Genomic DNA, 17470 nt, shown 5'->3' on the forward strand with positions numbered 1-17470 from the left:
GAAAACTAACTAGACGCAGTGAATAGCACAGTATAACAGCATTATTCAATTCTGACTAGCTGTTGCTGCCTTTTAACGCTTGCGTCAGTAAGTGGCATTCTAGCCTTTCTTCACTGCTTAAGCCTTGGGTCTTGTCTTTTATTAATAGGGTCTCTAGTCGATAATTTAAACACTGGTCTTCAATAAATTTAAAAGTATTTTTAAAAACAGTCTCTAAACGATCGTCATTTATTTGGTGCTGCCAAGTTGCTAATTTAACCAGCGCGTCATATTCGGCGGTATCGCGAAATGACTCTAAAATTTGTGCTGTCGTTATGCCTTCACGCTCTAGCGCTAAGTGCTGTATCCGCAAAAACAGCTCAATACCAGCTATTTTCATTTCTGCCAATTCCGGCATATAAGCTATGCTGGTCGCCAAGTTTGGGTGTTGCAATAAAATACCAATCGCTTGGCGCATCGGCGTTATTTTAAATTTACGTTCAATAGCGTGCTGTTGCTTTGGTGATTTAACGCGATTATTTAATTGCTCTCTTGTTCGACCTATTAAGCGGCCAAGATGTTCCAATATATTTTCTTGGTAAAAATCACTGGGAATTTTTTCAATCAACGGCAGGGCATCACTAAGTAGCTTTGCTTTACCTGCATCTTGTGTAAGGTCAATCTCTTGGCTGAGCTTATTAAACAGCACCTTGGTAAAATCATCGGCTTCCTTTAACCTTGCTTCAAAAGCGTCTTTACCTTCTTTTTGTACCAGTGAATCAGGGTCTTCACCGTCTGGTAAAAACACAAACTTTAATGATTTGCCATCTGCAAGATAAGGAAGCGCATTCTCCAGAGCACGCCAAGCAGCATCGCGGCCCGCACGGTCACCATCGTAGCAGCAAACCACTTTATCTGTAGTTCTAAATAAAGTGTGCATATGCTCTGCGGTAGTTGCAGTGCCAAGGGCTGCAACGGCATACTCGATGCCTTGCTCAGCTAAAGCAACAACATCCATATAACCTTCAACAATTAAAATATGTTCAAGTTTTTTATGTGCTTGCTTTGCTTCGTATAAACCATAAAGTTCAAAGCCTTTATGGAAAATACGCGTTTCTGGTGAGTTGAGGTATTTTGGACCTTGATCCGCTTGCATAACACGGCCACCAAACGCAATCACCCGACCGCGTTTATCGCGAATAGGGAACATGAGTCGGTCACGGAAGAAGTCAAATTGGCGACCAGGCGACTTTTCAGAGGCAAGCTTTAACTCAACAAGTTGTTCTTTTTGTTCTTTGTTGCGGCCAAGTTGTTGGCAGAGTGCTTCCCATTCACTAGGCGCATAACCAATCATAAACTTCTTCGCTGTTTCACCGCTTAAACCACGACCTTTAATATAGTCGATAACCATTTTTGAGTTGGCATGATGCTTTAATTGATGTTGATAAAAGCGAGCAGCATGCAACATTAAATCGTAATCAGAGCGCTTTTGTTCTGCGGTGCGTTGCGGGCCTGAGCTTGTGCCTTGTTCGCGAGGTACGTCTAAATTGAGCATACTCGCTAATTCTTCAATAGCATCAACAAACTCTAATTTGTCGTATTCCATAACAAACGAAATTGCATTGCCATTCGCACCACAACCAAAGCAGTGGTAAAACTGTTTATCTTGAGAAACGGTAAAAGAAGGTGACTTTTCGTTATGGAAAGGGCAACAGGCTTGGTAGTCTTTACCCGCTTTTTTGAGGCCAACTCTCGAATCAATTAACTCAACAATATCTGTGCGAGCGAGTAAATCATCAATAAACTGTCGAGGGATCTTTCCGGCCATAGCTGTTGTTTTTCCTGCACTATCTATGCGTTCTAAAATAAGATTTGAACACAATTACTGTGTTTATGAAAGACTAAAAGCAAGAAACCGAGCACTAGGCTCGGTTTGCTTGAATCATACATCTGTATGTGGGGGTTAGGCAGTTAATCGTTGCTTGATTAAGCCAGAAATCTTGCCTAAATCGGCACGACCTTCAGCTTTGCTTTTGATAACTCCCATTACCTTACCCATGTCTTGCATACCCGCTGCGTTTGTATCAGCTATAGCCGAGTCAATAAGAGCAATGATTTCTTCTTCACTCAGTTGTTGAGGTAAGAATTCTTCAAGTGCTTTAATCTCACTGGCTTCAATTTCAGCTAAATCTTCACGACCCGCATCAATGTACTGGGTGTAAGAATCGCGACGTTGTTTAACAAGCTTTACTAAAACAGCGGTAATACCGTCGTCGTCAAGCGTAATTTGCTCGTCAATTTCACGTTGCTTGATTGCAGCAAGTACCATGCGGATAGGCTTAAGACGTTCTTTGTCTTTTGCCTTCATCGCATCTTTTTGCGCATCTTTTAGCGTTAATAAAAGGCTCATTTATACAAGACCAAATACTGATTAGTATAATTTAACGCGACGTGCGTTATCGCGAGAAAGCTTCTTCATGTGACGCTTTACTGCAGCAGCTTTTTTACGCTTACGCTCAGCTGTTGGTTTTTCATAGTGCTCGCGACGACGAACTTCTGAAAGGATACCTGCTTTTTCACATGAACGCTTGAAGCGACGAAGTGCTACGTCAAACGGTTCGTTCTCTCTTACTTTAATTACTGGCATTAAAAATTCACCTACCTAAATAATGAGCGTTGCTCAAGTTGATCGAATAACGATCAAGTGGTTCAAAAATGGTGCGGTATTGTAATCCGAAGCAACACCACATGTAAAGAATAATATTAACAGAAACTAGGTTTGCAAAATAGTGTTAATTTGTCTCGCGTTGATACAAACGACAAATCACTTGCCCAGCAGTTTTTTCTTTTAAAAGCATCCAGTTATCTGGAATGTCTAAGTCGCTTAGTTCGCTTTCGACCTCAACATAAATTAGTGCTTGGGCAGTTAACCAGTTATTTTTTTCGAGTAAAAAACAACTTTTTTCAGCCAAATTTTGTCGAAATGGTGGGTCAACAAAAATTAGATCAAATTGCTCGTTTTGCGTGTTTTGGTCCAATAATGAAAGGCTATTACCTTGTTTTATTGCGGCATTATCCAATTTAAGAGTGCTAATGTTTTCTTGTAATTGGTTAGCGGCACCTTTATCTAGCTCGAAAAAGACAGCACGTTCTGCAAATCGAGATAAAGCTTCAAAACCTAAACCGCCAGAACCGGCAAAGCAATCGAGTACAGCTGCGCCACGTGTATCTTGCATTAGCCAGTTGAATACGGTTTCTTTTATACGATCTGTGGTTGGGCGCAAGCCTTGCACATCTTTTACTGGTAATTTTCTACCGCGAAATTGCCCACTAATGATACGAATAAAGCCATTTGATGATTTATTATTCGCTGCTTTTGTTTGGCGGTTAGCTGTTGATTTTTTTCTCATTTAATTCACTAATTATTGGTAACTGACCCCTAGCTCAGATAATATTGTATGCAATAGCTAGCGTGTCATTTTTCTACAGCGCTAAAAGTGATAGTATTGCGATCTTAGCGATAGATGGTACCTGTTTATGTTTGGCTAAAAAGCTGAACTGTCACCAAACTATTATTCATATAAGTTTATCAGATTTTTATAAGTGGTTATTAGCAAGTATGGCAAAAAAAAGTAAATTCCTGTCTTGGTTTGGTTTTGGCAAATCAGATAAGCAACAAGCAGAACAAGCAGCAAAAGAGGCTGATAACCAGAAGCAAATAGAAGAACAGCAGCGTATTGAAGCCGAAAAGGCGGAAGCGGAGCGTTTAGAGCAAGAGCGCATTGCAGCAGAAAAAGCCGAAGCGGATCGCTTAGCTCAAGAGCAACAAGCAGCAGAGCAGCAACGTCAAGAACAACAAGCCCGTCTTGCAGAGCAAGAAGCGGCTATGAAATTAGAGCAAGAACGTGTTGCCGCAGAACAAGCGCAACGCGAAGCTGAGCTTATTGCAGCCAAAAAGGCGGAAGCAGAACGTTTAGAGCAAGAGCGTATTGCAGCTGAAAGACGTGATGCTGAGCGCTTAGAGCAAGAACGTATCGCGGCAGAGAAAGCCGAAGCTGAGCGTTTAGAACAAGAACGTATCGCGGCAGAGAAAGCAGAAGCTGAGCGTTTAGAGCAAGAACGTATCGCGGCAGAAAAAGCCGATGCTGAGCGTTTAGAGCAAGAACGCATTGCTGCAGAGAAAGCAGAAGCTGAACGTTTAGAACAAGAACGTATCGAGGCAGAAAAAGCCGATGCTGAACGTTTAGAACAAGAACGTATCGCGGCAGAGAAAGCACAAGCTGAACGTTTAGAACAAGAACGTATCGCGGCAGAAAATGCAGAAGCTGAGCGTTTAGAGCAAGAACGCATCGCGGCAGAGAAAGCACAAGCTGAACGTTTAGAACAAGAACGTATCGCGGCAGAAAATGCAGAAGCTGAGCGTTTAGAGCAAGAACGCATCGCGGCAGAGAAAGCACAAGCTGAGCGTTTAGAGCAAGAACGCATCGCGGCAGAGAAAGCACAAGCTGAACGTTTAGAACAAGAACGCATTGCTGCAGAAAAAGCAGAAGCTGAACGTGTAGAACAAGAACGCATTGCTGCAGAAAAAGCACAAGCTGAGCGTTTAGAGCAAGAGCGCATTGCTGCAGAAAAAGCAGAAGCTGAACGTGTAGAACAAGAACGCATCGCGGCAGAGAAAGCACAAGCTGAACGTTTAGAGCAAGAACGTATTGCGGCAGAAAAGGCGGAAGCGGAACGTGTAGAACAAGAGCGCATTGCTGCAGAAAAAGCACAAGCTGAACGTTTAGAGCAAGAAAAAGCAGCTCAAGCCGCTGAAAAACCGAAGAAAGAAGGCTTCTTCGCGCGCCTTAAAAAGGGCTTATTAAAAACTCGCGTTAATATCGGCTCAGGATTTGCCTCTATCTTTAGTGGTAAGAAAATAGACGATGAGTTATTCGAAGAGCTAGAGACACAGTTACTGACAGCGGACTTAGGTGTTGATACAACTATGAAGTTGATTGATAACCTAACAGATGCAGCGGATCGTAAGCAGTTAAAAGATGGTGATGCTTTATACGAGCTAATGAAGCAAGAAATGGCAAGCATGCTCAAAACTGCGGAGCAACCGCTGGTTGTAAGTGGTGATAAAAAACCATTTGTTATCTTAATGGTGGGTGTAAATGGTGTTGGTAAAACCACTACAATTGGTAAATTAGCTAAGCAATTCCAAAGTGAAGGTAAGTCGGTGATGCTTGCTGCAGGTGACACTTTCCGTGCTGCAGCGGTTGAGCAGCTTCAAGTTTGGGGAGAGCGTAATAGCATACCTGTTATTGCTCAACATACAGGTGCAGACAGTGCTTCAGTAGTTTTTGATGCTTTTCAGGCAGCAAAAGCGCGTAATGTTGATGTGTTAATCGCTGATACAGCAGGTCGCTTGCAAAATAAAGACAACTTAATGCAGGAGCTTGAGAAAATAGCTCGTGTAATGAAGAAAATTGACCCAGATGCACCGCATGAAGTGATGCTAACTATCGATGCTGGTACGGGTCAAAATGCAATTAGCCAAGTTAAACTATTTAATGAATGTGTTGGTTTAACAGGTATCACTTTATCTAAATTAGATGGTACCGCAAAAGGCGGTGTGATTTTCGCCGTTGCAGATAAATTTAACATCCCAATTCGTTACATTGGTGTTGGTGAAGGTATTGATGATTTACGTACCTTTAATAGTAGTGACTTTATTGATGCGCTATTTAGCCAAGACGAGGATGACGCATAATTAATTAGAGGGAGCTTGCTCCCTTTTTTCGCTGCAAGATGATTGATAACTAAAATGATAAATTTTCAGCAAGTCAGTAAAACATATCCAGGTGGCCATCGTGCCCTTGAAAAAGTCAGCTTTCATATTAAACCTGGCGAATTGGCCTTTTTAACAGGGCATAGTGGTGCAGGTAAAAGTACATTATTAAAGCTCATTAGCTTGATGGAGCGTCCATCAGCGGGGCAGGTGCTTATTAATGGTGTTGATTTAAATGCAGTTAAATCCCGTCAGATCCCTTATGTTCGTCGCGATATAGGTATCATCTTCCAGAATCATCGTTTGCTAGAACGTTACTCAGTGTTTGATAATGTTGCTTTGCCTTTAATCATAGAAGGTACACACCATAAGCAAATAGCTAAGCGTGTTCATGGTGCGCTTGATAAAGTTGGGTTACTTGATAAAGCAAAGTGTAATCCTGCAACGTTATCGGGTGGTGAGCAGCAGCGGGTTGGTATTGCCCGAGCTATCGTAAATTCACCACCTATTTTACTAGCCGATGAGCCAACAGGTAACTTAGATCCTGAGCTTTCAATGGACATATTACGTTTATTTGAAGACTTTAATAATCATGGTACAACTGTGCTCATTGCAACTCACGATATCGGCTTAATTGCGCGTATGCGTTATCGCAGTCTAACGCTGAAAGATGGTCGCATGATTGAGGACCCTTTAGCTGAGGGGACGCTATGAGTTTATTATTTAAAAGTCGTAATAGCCAAAACGAACGTCAGAAAAAGTCATTTTTAGCTGCGCCTTATTTCTTCTTTATTAACCTTATTCGTCAAGGAGTGCACAGCCTAGGTGAAATGTGGCGAACGCCTCTTGCTTCATTGATGACCATTGCGGTATTAGGTTTAAGCTTAACGCTCCCTGCGACACTTTATTTAGTAGTTAAAAATGTCTCTCAAGTAAGCAGTGGCTTTGAAGATGCTGCAGAGATTTCGTTGTTCGTAAAAGAAACCATGACTGAACAACAAACGCAGACTTTAGTTAAGCGTTTAGCACTCTACCCTGAAGTAGATAAAGTGGAGTTTATATCAAAAGGCGATGCCCTCACTGAATTCAAACAAGTATCAGGATTTGGTCAAGCACTTGAGTATTTAGATGCTAACCCGTTACCTGATGTTGTTATTGTCACACCCACAGCACGATACCGTCAGCCTAATACGGCAAAGCAATTATTACAAAAGCTGGAAGCCGAAAGAGAAGTTGACTTTGGTAAGCTCGATATTGCTTGGCTTGAACGCTTAAACGCACTTTTAAGTTTATTAAAAGAAAGCGTGATTACCATCGCTCTACTATTATTAACCTCCGTTACCCTGATCATTGGTAATACGATCCGTTTATCGATCATGGATAAGAAAGATGAAATTCAAGTGATGAAGTTAGTAGGGGCGACAAATACCTTTATTCATGCGCCATTTTTATGGACGGGTATTTGGTACGGCATTATTGGTGGTTTGTTCTCTTTTATTTGCGTTGCTTTAATGATGTGGTGGCTTGGCGCTGCGGTGAGTGATGTTGCTGGCGTATATGAAACCAACTTTGACTTAATTGGCTTAACACTGAAAGAGTTTGGCATTTTGGTTGCCCTTGCAACAGGGTTAGGATTTGTTGGTTCTTACCTATCAGTTAACCGCTACATAAAAGAAATTGAACCCGATAAAGTGTAACAATTCGTTGTTACACTTCGTTTTTAGCGATAAATAGTATTCGCGTAAATTTTTAAAAATATCACTCCAAGCTAGAATTCATCGCTTATTCAGCGTGTTAGCGTAGACTAAAAATAGATACAAAAACCACTTGATTTGAACTTTAAAAAAGTTTTTAATTGAAGTTAGCACTCTCGCTTAAAGAGTGCTAAGATGGTTTCAAATGTTTATCACTGAGGTGAAAAATGAGTAAAGATTTATACGCAATGGCACTTACTGCAGGTCAACAGAGCGCAAGTATGGACGGCTACCTTCAAGCGGTTAGCACTATTCCTATGCTTGATGCAGAGAAAGAAAAGCAGTTGGCGACTCGTCTTCAGGAAGAAGGTGATCTTGAAGCTGCGAAGCAACTCATTATGTCGCACCTGCGCTTTGTTGCTCATATTGCGAAAAGCTATTCAGGTTATGGCTTACCGCAAGCTGATTTAATTCAGGAAGGTAACATAGGTCTGATGAAAGCGGTAAAACGTTTCGACCCAAGTGTAGGTGTCCGCTTAGTCTCATTCGCAGTACATTGGATCAAAGCCGAAATTCATGAGTACGTACTGAAAAACTGGCGTATCGTGAAAGTTGCTACAACAAAAGCGCAACGTAAATTATTCTTCAACCTACGTAAAAATAAAAAGCGTTTAGGTTGGTTTAACCAAGCTGAAGTTAGCACAGTTGCTAATGAGCTAGGTGTAAGTGAAAAAGAAGTACGTGAGATGGAATCACGTATGAGTGGCCAAGATATGGGCTTTGACTTAACGGGCGATGACAATGACGATGCACCGACAAGCACATACTCGCCAGTACAATATTTAACTGATGGCAGTGCAGATCTTGCTGATGATATCGAAGAGCAGCAATGGCAAGAACAGTCTCATGCACGCTTATTCAGTGCGTTAAAAACGCTTGATGAGCGTTCACAAGACATCGTAAGTGCGCGTTGGTTAGCTGACGATAAAGCAACACTGCAAGAACTTGCTGAGAAATACAATGTTTCAGCAGAGCGTGTTCGCCAGCTAGAAAAAACAGCGATGAAAAAACTGCAATCAGCTATGAGCTAATAGCAATCGCTATAGCAAACCATCTTTAGTAGACTACAAAGCCTCGCAAATGCGGGGCTTTTTGTTTTAAAGGACGCGGTATGTCACAGATTGATTATCAACACGTATTAGATGAAATCACAAAAGAAGTTCAGCCATTACTGAGCCAAGGTAAGGTTGCTGATTATATTCCTGCGCTAGCAGAGGTTGAACCAAACCAATTCGCAATTGCAATTCATACCGTGGATGGGCAAACCTATTGCGCTGGTGACTGCAGTACGCGTTTCACGATTCAATCTGTCTCAAAAGTAATGACCTTAACCTTAGCGCTTCAGCGTTATGGCGATGAATTATGGCAGCGAGTCGGAAAAGAACCTTCAGGCACTGCTTTTAACTCACTCACACAGCTTGAGTTTGAGCAGGGCATACCACGCAACCCATTTATTAACGCCGGTGCTATTGTCACCTGTGACGCTTTATACAGTCGTTTATCTGCACCGATGCACTCTATGCTTGAATCATTTCGCCAGTTATCAGGTAATGCTCAGGTTGTTATTGATAAGAAAGTGGCTAATTCTGAATATGAGTTTCGTCACCGCAATGCCGCGATGGCGCATCTAATGAAGTCATTTGGCAACTTTAATAATGAAGTTGATGATGTTTTATGGGCTTACTTTAACTTCTGTGCCATAGAGCTGAACTGCGTAGAATTAGCAAAAGCTTACAGCTACTTAGCGAACCAAGGTAAAGATGCCAATGGGCAAGAAGTACTTAGTGCTAGACAAAACAAGCAGTTAAACTCGTTGCTGTTTACTAGTGGTTTATACGATGCTGCGGGGGATTTTGGCTACCGTGTGGGTATGCCGGGTAAATCTGGGGTTTCGGGCACTATTTTAGCTGTGTTACCGAATCAATTTACAGTGGCTGTTTGGGCGCCAAGACTTAACTCATATGGGAATTCAGTTGCTGGGATAGCGGCTCTTGAGCGTTTATCCCAGAAACTGGATATTTCTATTTTTTAGTTGCGGTTACTGATCCCAGTAAACTTGCTCTAAACAATCTTCACGTTCTGGTAAGCCACGAGATAAACGTGGTGAGTGCTGAACCAGTACTTCATAACTCGCACGGTTAGCGTATTTACTGATTTGTGCAAGTGATGAGTAAGTTATTGCAGGTTGTTGATGCTTCGCTGAGTTTGCCACATTTAGTTTGTGGTAAACATTGGCTGATAAGTCATGTAGGACCGCAGCAAGAGCGCAATCGCCTGCGCCATTAGTGTTTTTAATACTATCAGGGCCGCCCATAAACGGTGCTGTGTGGCTGTATGCACGGATAGGGTTTTGGCAGTCCTCTTTACGCATTGCGCGCGAAAATTCATAACGGTTAAAGTCAGCAATTGCACCTGGTAATAATGGGTATTCTGTTTCACGCTTGAATGAATCGTCTACGTAACCTGCCATAAATAAGCCTTTTTCGCCGGCAGTACAAATAACTAAATCAGTCCAGTCTAGCGCTTTGTCGGCAGCCAGAAGCGGATCCTCAAAACCTGTAATAGCAAGACCTTCTTCTTCGTTCATAGCAAGAATATCAACATGTTCTTTAACAAAATCAGCCCACCAAGCTGGATCTTGTTCAATTAAGAACTTAGTACCCAGGGTTAAAACCACAGGAACACCTGCATCATTGGCATATTTTACTGCCTGCATAGTGGCTTCTGTCATGGTTTCATCACCTTGAGTACGCATCAGATATGCGCTGATCACTAATGCTGATGAATTTTCAATAAGAGCTTGATCGATTGATTCAGGGCGAAGGTGATTCATAAGCCCTGCACTAATTGCGAAGGTGCGTTCACCTGTCTCGTCAATTAAGGTAAAACAGCGACCAATTGGGCCATCTACAGGCTGAAGGTAGTCAAGGTCAACGCGGCTAGAGGTGTTACATAAAAAACGGTATGCATAGCTGCCGATTTTGATATTTTCACTCATTACTCCTAACAACACAGAGCGGTCGTCAGCAAGTGTTGAATAGTTGTGCATGGTATTACCCACCGTACCACCGGCAAACTCATAATCGATCATGTTATCGAGTTTCAGTCTGTCGTATAACGCATTGGTAATATCGTTTTCGATCACTTGCGACATGCCACGGCGCAATTGAAATTCATCTAGGAAAGCTTGATCAACTTTCGCTTCAATATCCACCACAATTTGGTCGATACCCGTAATATAACTACGTTGTAGTCGGTCGGTTGAGTTAAGTTGATTCGTCAGTGGATCTTTGGCTTCCACCGGAAAATAATGTTTATGCCTGCGGCGTCCAGGAAATTTCATTTGCTACCCGTGTTGTAAGCTAAATAAAAAAAGCGCGAGATTATAGCGCAATATGGGTCCATTGAGCCATGAAAAAGCCACTAAATTTTGCGTTAATTTTTAATTGTAGCAGCATTTATTGCCGACATTTTTCACTAACTAGGTATAATTACTCACAGTTTTACAAGATTTGTGTGATATATGAGCGAACAATTTAGCGACGAGTATTGGATGGAGAAAGCATTGAGCTACGCCAATGAAGCGGCTGCGATTAATGAAATTCCAGTTGGTGCAGTACTCGTAAAAGACAATCAACAGATCTCTTATGGCTATAACCGCTCAATTATTGATAACGATCCATCAGCTCATGCAGAAATGATGGCAATCCGTGAAGCAGGAAAAGTACTTAACAACTATCGCCTAATAGATTGCACTCTGTATGTAACTTTAGAACCTTGTTCGATGTGCGCAGGCCTTTTGGTTCATAGCCGTATTAAGCGACTTGTATTTGGCGCTAAGGATGCAAAAACAGGATCGGCAGGCTCAATTATGAATCTTCTACAAGAACCTAGGCTTAATCATCAAGTTGAAGTAACCAGTGATGTTATGAGTGAGCAGTGTGGGGCGGTGATATCTAAGTTTTTTAAGCGTCGTAGAGAAGAGAAAAAGGCGGCAAAGCTGGCTGCTCGCAACGCCTAGTTAGACAACCGGCGTTGCAGGAACTTGTGCTTCCATTAACTGCATCGCAAATAGGCGGCGACGCCAGATAACTTTTTTGTGTGTATTGCGTAGCATGATACGACGACGTGTAGCCGTTGAGTAAATAACATTTCGCTTGAACTTATGTGTCTTGCGTCTTCTTTTTAACATGTGTGCTCCTTAAGTGAGAGTAAAGCATTATATTGATCTCTACAGGAAGATAATGATCATTTGATGACAAGTAAACAGATTTCGGTGCTTGAAGTTAGTTGTTTTCTGACTTCTGCTGCTCTGAGTTAGTTTGTTGAGTGTTGTCGCTTGGTTTTATTTCGCTTGCCTCTGTTGCAGGTTTTGCTTCTTCAGCTGTTTGTTGCTCGCTCTCGGGATTAGCAATAGCATCATTTTCGTCAAGCCAAACTAACGCATCGTAATAACGACGAATATTATCAACATATTGCACAGCGACATCGCCCCGCGCATAACCATATTTGGTTTTACGATAGTAACGCTTTTTAATTAAAAGAGGTAAGCGCTTTTTAACATCAGCCCATTTGTCAGGGCTTGCACCTTCTTGCTCAGTGATGATACGAGCGTCGTTTACGTGTCCCCAGCCAACATTGTAAGAGGCTAAGGCAAACCAAGTTCTGTCAGGCTGTGGGATGCGTTCAGGGATCCAAGAGATCACTTTGGCAAGGTACTCTGCACCGCCTTTAATATTTTGCTCTGGTTCTAATCGATTAGTTACGCCGACCTGTTTTGCAGTTGCTTGAGTGAGCATCATAATACCACGAACACCCGTTGGTGACTTAGCTCTTGGGTTCCACATTGATTCTTGATAACTCAAGGCTGCCAGTAATCGCCAATCTATGTTGCCAGCGTATTGCTCAAACCAAGGTTGGTATTTAGGTAAGGTCTCTTTTATTGCTTCGATATAAGCTAGGGTGTTCACATAATTAAACTGGCGAACATGGCCGAAGTATTTTTCTTCTAGAACATAAAGCTGGTTGCTTTGTTTTACGTCACCAAAAAATGGCACCATCAAGGCATATAAAGAATCGTCACCATCTTTTCTTAGTAGCCAAGCGATAGGGTCATTTCGCGTAACCGAGAAACCTATGCTTAAATTTGGGTGGTAGCGGCGAAACAACGACAAGGTGTGTGAATCAGCTAGGGTATAATCAATTTCACCGTCGATTACAGCTTGCAGAAGCTCTTCTTCATCCATGTCTTCAGTTTCGTTCCAGCTAAGCTCTGGATTCAGCTGTTTTAATTGTTGTAGCGCCAACGAATGGCTGCTTTTTGCTAGAACAGTTAGGTTACCGGTTAAATCTGAAAACTCACGAGGACGAGTACGGCCTTGTTTATAGACCAGCTTTTGGCTAATTGTGCGATAGGTCGGGCCGAAGCGATAATGTTCAGCTCGAATCGTATTATATGTAAGACCTGAAGCTATTATATCTAAATCGCCACTTTCTAAGCGTGCGAACATATCGGATAGATTAAAAAAGGGCACCATTTCAAGCTCAACACCAACATAGTCAGCAAACTCTTGAGCGAGTTCATATTCAAAGCCTTGCACACCTTGCGGTGCTTGATAGTAATTACTCGCACCAGCTAAAGTGCCGACTCTAATTTTGTTCTGTGCCTTGATATGAGCGAGTTGCGAGGGTTGCTGTTGCATATCGCACGCACATAACATGAGCACTAAACTAAAAATAGCGAGTAACTTTTGCATAGATTATAAATGCCCCTTAAACCATTACGTTACCGTTATAACAAAACTTCAAAGCCACGTCACTTGGCGAATAGTTTTATATATCTATTTAAAAATTAATAATCGTAACAGGGTGAAGATAGATAAGTCATACAGAACAAGAACCTGCAGAAAAATAATGAGTACTAAGATAGTTAATTGTTGTGACCATAATAGCGGTTATCGAGATTATTTAAATAAAAGCGTAATTTTGAGTTAAATCTAGACGTTATTTGCACTATAATATGCGCCTAAAATATCGTTCAATCCCTAACCCCGGATGAAAATACCTATGTTGATCCTTCGTGGTGCACCAGCACTTTCCGATTTTAGAGTTCAGAAAATTTTAGCGCGTTGCCAACAGGCACAACTTCCAGTCACTGACGTTTATGCTGAGTTCATGCATTTTGCAGATCTCACTGCTGAACTTTCAGCTGATGAGCAAACAAAGCTGGAAAAACTGCTTACTTATGGTCCAACGATTGCTGAGCACACGCCAGCAGGCACGTTAATTCTTGTAACGCCGCGTCCAGGTACTATCTCGCCTTGGGCATCAAAAGCAACTGACATCGCACATAACTGTGGCTTAAGCCAAGTTCACCGTGTTGAGCGTGGTATTGCATACTACGTTGAAGGTAATCTATCAGCTGATCAAACAGCTGAAGTTGCAGCGTTGTTACATGATCGTATGACTGAAGCAACTCACGCAGATATGGCTGATGCAGCTAAATTATTCCGCCACGATGACCCGCGTCCAATGTCATCAGTTGACATTTTAGGTGGTGGCCGTGAAGCACTTGCTAAAGCAAACGTTGAGCAAGGTTTTGCGCTTGCAGATGACGAAATCGATTACTTAGTAGAAAACTTCCAAAAGTTAGGGCGTAACCCGAACGACATCGAATTATTCATGTTTGCACAAGCAAACTCTGAGCATTGTCGTCACAAAATCTTTAACGCTGATTGGACAATTGATGGCATCGAGCAGCCAAAATCTTTGTTCAAAATGATCAAAAATACTTACGAGCAGAACCCTGAAAACGTGTTATCGGCATATAAAGATAACGCAGCGGTAATGAAAGGTTCGGTAGCGGGTCGTTTCTTCCCTAATCTTGAGGGTGAGTACGCGTACCATCAAGAAAACATCGAAATCTTGATGAAAGTTGAAACTCATAACCACCCAACTGCGATTGCGCCATTCTCAGGTGCATCGACTGGGTCTGGTGGTGAAATTCGTGATGAAGGTGCTACAGGCCGTGGTTCTAAGCCTAAAGCTGGTTTAGTTGGTTTCACGGTATCTAACCTACGTATTCCTGGCTACGAGCAACCTTGGGAAACTGACTTCGGTAAGCCTGGTCGTATCGTTAATGCACTTGATATTATGACAGAAGGTCCATTAGGTGGTGCGGCATTCAATAACGAGTTTGGTCGCCCTAACTTACTTGGTTACTTCCGTACATACGAAGAGAAAGTATCAAGCCATAACGGTGAAGAAGTACGTGGTTACCACAAGCCAATCATGCTTGCAGGTGGTTTAGGTAACATTCGTTCTGAACATGTTCAAAAAGGTGAAATCCCTGTAGGTGCTAAGCTAATTGCACTAGGTGGTCCGGCAATGAACATCGGTCTTGGTGGTGGTGCTGCGTCTAGTATGACATCTGGTCAATCAAACGAAGATTTAGACTTTGCATCGGTACAGCGTGAAAACCCAGAAATGGAACGTCGTTGTCAGGAAGTTATCGACAAATGTTGGCAGCTAGGTGATGCAAACCCAATCGCTTTCATCCACGATGTGGGTGCAGGTGGTCTTTCAAACGCATTCCCTGAGCTTGTAGACGACGGTGGTCGTGGTGGTAAATTCCAACTTCGTGACATTCCAAACGATGAGCCGGGTATGGCACCACACGAAATTTGGTGTAACGAATCTCAAGAGCGTTACGTATTAGCAGTTGCGGCAGAAGACTTCGCGCGCTTTGAAGCAATCTGTAAACGTGAGCGTGCAGAATACGCTGTTATTGGTGAAGCAACAGAAGAGCGTCACTTAACGGTTGAAGATAGCCACTTCGGTAACAGTCCAGTAGATCTTCCGCTTGATGTATTACTTGGTAAAGCACCAAAAATGCACCGCGAAGTTGAATCGAAAAAAGCACAATCGCAACCATTAGACATTGCTCACATTGATGCTGCTGATGCTGCACAGCGTTTATTACGCTTACCAACGATTGCTGAGAAAACATTCTTAATCACTATTGGTGACCGTACGGTAACGGGTTTAGTTGCTCGTGACCAAATGGTAGGTCCTTGGCAGGTGCCAGTAGCAAACTGTGCGGTAACCGCTGCTGCGTTTGATACTTACCACGGTGAAGCAATGTCATTAGGTGAACGTACACCAGCTGCACTTTTAAACTACGGTGCCTCTGCTCGCTTAGCTGTGGCTGAGTCTCTAACTAACATCGCTTGCGCTAACATCGGTGGCCTTGAAAATATCAAGCTATCTGCAAACTGGATGGCTGCAGCTGGTCACCCTGGCGAAGATGCGGGTCTTTATGAAGCAGTTAAAGCTGTAGGTGAAGAGCTTTGTCCTGCACTTGGTTTAACAATCCCTGTGGGTAAAGACTCAATGTCTATGAAAACTCAATGGGATGAAGACGGTGAACAAAAATCTGTTACTGCACCATTATCGCTGATCATCACTGCATTTGGTCGTGTTGAAGATGTTCGTAAAACAGTAACCCCACAACTACGCACTGATAAAGGTGACTCATCATTATTATTAGTTGATTTAGGTGCTGGTCAAAACCGTATGGGTGCATCAAGCCTTGCACAGGTTTATAAGCAACTAGGTGATGTGACACCTGATGTTGATAACCCAGCATTATTAAAAGGTTTCTATGACGCAATGCAAGCACTTGTAGCGGATAATAAGTTACTTGCTTACCATGACCGTTCAGACGGTGGCTTATTCACTACGGTTGCTGAAATGGCATTTGCTGGCCACACGGGTGTAACTGTTGACCTTGCAGGCTTAACAGGTTCAGACATCGAAGCGCTTTATAATGAAGAGTTAGGTGCAGTGATTCAAGTAGCTAATGACGATTTAGACGCAGTTAAAGCGGTTCTTGCCGACCACGGTCTAGCTGCTATCAGTCATGAAATTGGTACATTAAACGCTGATGACCGCGTGGTATTCACTCGTGGTGATGATGTAGTACTTAACCACACGCGTACTGAGCTTCGTACTATTTGGGCTGAAACAACTTACCAAATGCAAGCACGTCGTGACAACCCAGAATGTGCTAAGCAAGAGTTTGATGCTAAGTTTGATGCAAAAGACCCAGGTCTTAACGTAAAACTAAACTTTGACCTAAACGAAGATGTTGCAGCGCCTTACATTGCTACAGGTGCGAAGCCGAAAATGGCGATACTTCGTGAGCAAGGTGTTAACTCTCACTTAGAAATGGCTGCTGCATTTAATCGTGCAGGCTTTGCTGCGGTTGACGTTCACATGAGCGATATCCTTGAAGGTCGTTTAACACTTGAGCAATTTAAAGGCTTAGTGGCATGTGGTGGCTTCTCTTACGGTGACGTACTAGGTGCAGGTGAAGGCTGGGCTAAGTCAATCTTATTTAATGAGATGGCTCGTGAGCAGTTCCAAAGCTTCTTCCACCGCGAAGATACATTCAGCTTAGGTGTGTGTAATGGCTGTCAAATGCTTTCAACATTGAAAGAATTGATCCCTGGTACTGAGCACTGGCCACGTTTCGTGACGAATAAGTCAGAGCGCTTTGAAGCTCGCTTTAGCCTTGTAGAAGTGCAAGAAAACCCATCAGTATTCTTTAATGGTATGGCAGGTTCACGTATGCCTATCGCTGTTTCTCACGGTGAAGGCCATGCTGAGTTCGCAAACGCTGATGCAGTTAAAGCAGCGCTTGAGTCAGGTACTGTGGCAGTGAAGTTTGTTGATAACTACGGTAACCCAACTACGCAATACCCAGCTAACCCGAACGGTTCACCAGAGGGTATCACAGGTATTACTTCTACAGATGGTCGTGCAACGGTTATGATGCCGCACCCAGAGCGTGTATTCCGTACGGTTGCTAACTCATGGCACCCAGATGAATGGCGTGAAGATAGCCCGTGGATGCGTATGTTCCGCAACGCACGCAAAAACGTTGGCTAGAAGTTAGCTA

The 17470-nt window shown here is 42.7% G+C and carries 14 protein-coding genes; 7 read left to right on the top strand and 7 right to left on the bottom strand.

What is annotated here, in order from left to right; all coding sequences use genetic code 11:
- Nucleotides 1-55 precede the first annotated feature (55 nt).
- From dnaG to rsmD, 4 genes are all read right to left on the bottom strand, one after another.
- Entirely contained in the window at nt 56-1807 is a 1752-nt protein-coding gene (dnaG, locus tag EVU92_RS07090; protein WP_130050614.1) for a DNA primase, read from the bottom strand.
- 135 nt (nt 1808-1942) lie between these two features.
- Nucleotides 1943-2389, bottom strand: coding sequence for a GatB/YqeY domain-containing protein (locus EVU92_RS07095; protein WP_054551044.1), 447 nt, complete (start codon nt 2387-2389; stop codon nt 1943-1945).
- 21 nt (nt 2390-2410) lie between these two features.
- The gene (rpsU, locus tag EVU92_RS07100) at nt 2411-2626 is read right to left on the bottom strand and encodes a 30S ribosomal protein S21 (protein ID WP_002957797.1); all 216 of its coding nucleotides are present in this window, start codon (nt 2624-2626) and stop codon (nt 2411-2413) included.
- Nucleotides 2627-2771: 145 nt separating this feature from the next.
- On the bottom strand, nt 2772-3389 hold the full coding sequence (gene rsmD, locus EVU92_RS07105; RefSeq protein ID WP_130050615.1) for a 16S rRNA (guanine(966)-N(2))-methyltransferase RsmD: 618 nt from the start codon (nt 3387-3389) through the stop codon (nt 2772-2774).
- A gap of 209 nt (nt 3390-3598) precedes the next feature.
- Between rsmD and ftsY the strand changes: the two genes are divergently transcribed.
- The 5 genes from ftsY (at nt 3599) to glsB (ending at nt 9541) form a co-directional block, all read left to right on the top strand.
- Nucleotides 3599-5737 carry a signal recognition particle-docking protein FtsY gene (gene ftsY, locus EVU92_RS07110; RefSeq protein ID WP_130052248.1) on the top strand — a complete coding sequence of 713 codons (2139 nt, stop codon included), beginning with the start codon at nt 3599-3601 and terminating at the stop codon, nt 5735-5737.
- A 54-nt stretch (nt 5738-5791) separates the two neighbouring features.
- On the top strand, nt 5792-6469 hold the full coding sequence (gene ftsE / locus EVU92_RS07115; RefSeq protein WP_130050616.1) for a cell division ATP-binding protein FtsE: 678 nt from the start codon (nt 5792-5794) through the stop codon (nt 6467-6469).
- Nucleotides 6466-7452 carry a permease-like cell division protein FtsX gene (ftsX, locus tag EVU92_RS07120; protein ID WP_130050617.1) on the top strand — a complete coding sequence of 329 codons (987 nt, stop codon included), beginning with the start codon at nt 6466-6468 and terminating at the stop codon, nt 7450-7452. The genes ftsE and ftsX overlap by 4 nt, the downstream gene beginning before the upstream one ends.
- Nucleotides 7453-7676: 224 nt before the next feature.
- A complete protein-coding gene (gene rpoH, locus EVU92_RS07125) occupies nt 7677-8540 on the top strand; it encodes an RNA polymerase sigma factor RpoH (RefSeq protein WP_054551048.1) in 864 nt (287 codons plus the stop codon).
- An 80-nt stretch (nt 8541-8620) separates the two neighbouring features.
- On the top strand, nt 8621-9541 hold the full coding sequence (gene glsB, locus EVU92_RS07130; RefSeq protein WP_130050618.1) for a glutaminase B: 921 nt from the start codon (nt 8621-8623) through the stop codon (nt 9539-9541).
- A gap of 6 nt (nt 9542-9547) precedes the next feature.
- On the opposite strand, the gene EVU92_RS07135 is transcribed toward glsB, so the two are convergent.
- Entirely contained in the window at nt 9548-10852 is a 1305-nt protein-coding gene (locus tag EVU92_RS07135; RefSeq protein WP_130050619.1) for an inosine/guanosine kinase, read from the bottom strand.
- Between the two features lie 180 nt (nt 10853-11032).
- Here EVU92_RS07135 and tadA point away from each other — a divergent pair, with 180 nt between their 5' ends.
- Complete coding sequence (gene tadA / locus EVU92_RS07140) at nt 11033-11530, top strand: tRNA adenosine(34) deaminase TadA (RefSeq protein WP_130050620.1); 498 nt, start codon at nt 11033-11035, stop codon at nt 11528-11530.
- On the opposite strand, the gene EVU92_RS21555 is transcribed toward tadA, so the two are convergent.
- Nucleotides 11531-11701 carry a hypothetical protein gene (locus tag EVU92_RS21555; protein WP_167658517.1) on the bottom strand — a complete coding sequence of 57 codons (171 nt, stop codon included), beginning with the start codon at nt 11699-11701 and terminating at the stop codon, nt 11531-11533. It abuts the gene before it with no gap.
- A gap of 94 nt (nt 11702-11795) precedes the next feature.
- A complete protein-coding gene (gene mltF, locus EVU92_RS07145; RefSeq protein ID WP_130050621.1) occupies nt 11796-13265 on the bottom strand; it encodes a membrane-bound lytic murein transglycosylase MltF in 1470 nt (489 codons plus the stop codon).
- A gap of 310 nt (nt 13266-13575) precedes the next feature.
- Between mltF and purL the strand changes: the two genes are divergently transcribed.
- On the top strand, nt 13576-17460 hold the full coding sequence (purL, locus tag EVU92_RS07150; protein WP_130050622.1) for a phosphoribosylformylglycinamidine synthase: 3885 nt from the start codon (nt 13576-13578) through the stop codon (nt 17458-17460).
- Nucleotides 17461-17470: the final 10 nt, after the last annotated feature.

The organism is Pseudoalteromonas sp. MEBiC 03485, assembly GCF_004195145.1.
Taxonomy (GTDB): domain Bacteria; phylum Pseudomonadota; class Gammaproteobacteria; order Enterobacterales; family Alteromonadaceae; genus Pseudoalteromonas; species Pseudoalteromonas apostichopi.

Coding starts and splice junctions, on each gene's coding strand:
- dnaG (WP_130050614.1), bottom strand. CDS start 1,807: ATGGCCGGAAAGATCCCTCGACAGTTTATTGATGATTTACTCGCTCGC.
- EVU92_RS07135 (WP_130050619.1), bottom strand. CDS start 10,852: ATGAAATTTCCTGGACGCCGCAGGCATAAACATTATTTTCCGGTGGAA.
- ftsE (WP_130050616.1), top strand. CDS start 5,792: ATGATAAATTTTCAGCAAGTCAGTAAAACATATCCAGGTGGCCATCGT.
- rpoH (WP_054551048.1), top strand. CDS start 7,677: ATGAGTAAAGATTTATACGCAATGGCACTTACTGCAGGTCAACAGAGC.
- mltF (WP_130050621.1), bottom strand. CDS start 13,265: ATGCAAAAGTTACTCGCTATTTTTAGTTTAGTGCTCATGTTATGTGCG.
- EVU92_RS07095 (WP_054551044.1), bottom strand. CDS start 2,389: ATGAGCCTTTTATTAACGCTAAAAGATGCGCAAAAAGATGCGATGAAG.
- rsmD (WP_130050615.1), bottom strand. CDS start 3,389: ATGAGAAAAAAATCAACAGCTAACCGCCAAACAAAAGCAGCGAATAAT.
- ftsY (WP_130052248.1), top strand. CDS start 3,599: ATGGCAAAAAAAAGTAAATTCCTGTCTTGGTTTGGTTTTGGCAAATCA.
- purL (WP_130050622.1), top strand. CDS start 13,576: ATGTTGATCCTTCGTGGTGCACCAGCACTTTCCGATTTTAGAGTTCAG.
- glsB (WP_130050618.1), top strand. CDS start 8,621: ATGTCACAGATTGATTATCAACACGTATTAGATGAAATCACAAAAGAA.
- EVU92_RS21555 (WP_167658517.1), bottom strand. CDS start 11,701: ATGTTAAAAAGAAGACGCAAGACACATAAGTTCAAGCGAAATGTTATT.
- tadA (WP_130050620.1), top strand. CDS start 11,033: ATGAGCGAACAATTTAGCGACGAGTATTGGATGGAGAAAGCATTGAGC.
- rpsU (WP_002957797.1), bottom strand. CDS start 2,626: ATGCCAGTAATTAAAGTAAGAGAGAACGAACCGTTTGACGTAGCACTT.
- ftsX (WP_130050617.1), top strand. CDS start 6,466: ATGAGTTTATTATTTAAAAGTCGTAATAGCCAAAACGAACGTCAGAAA.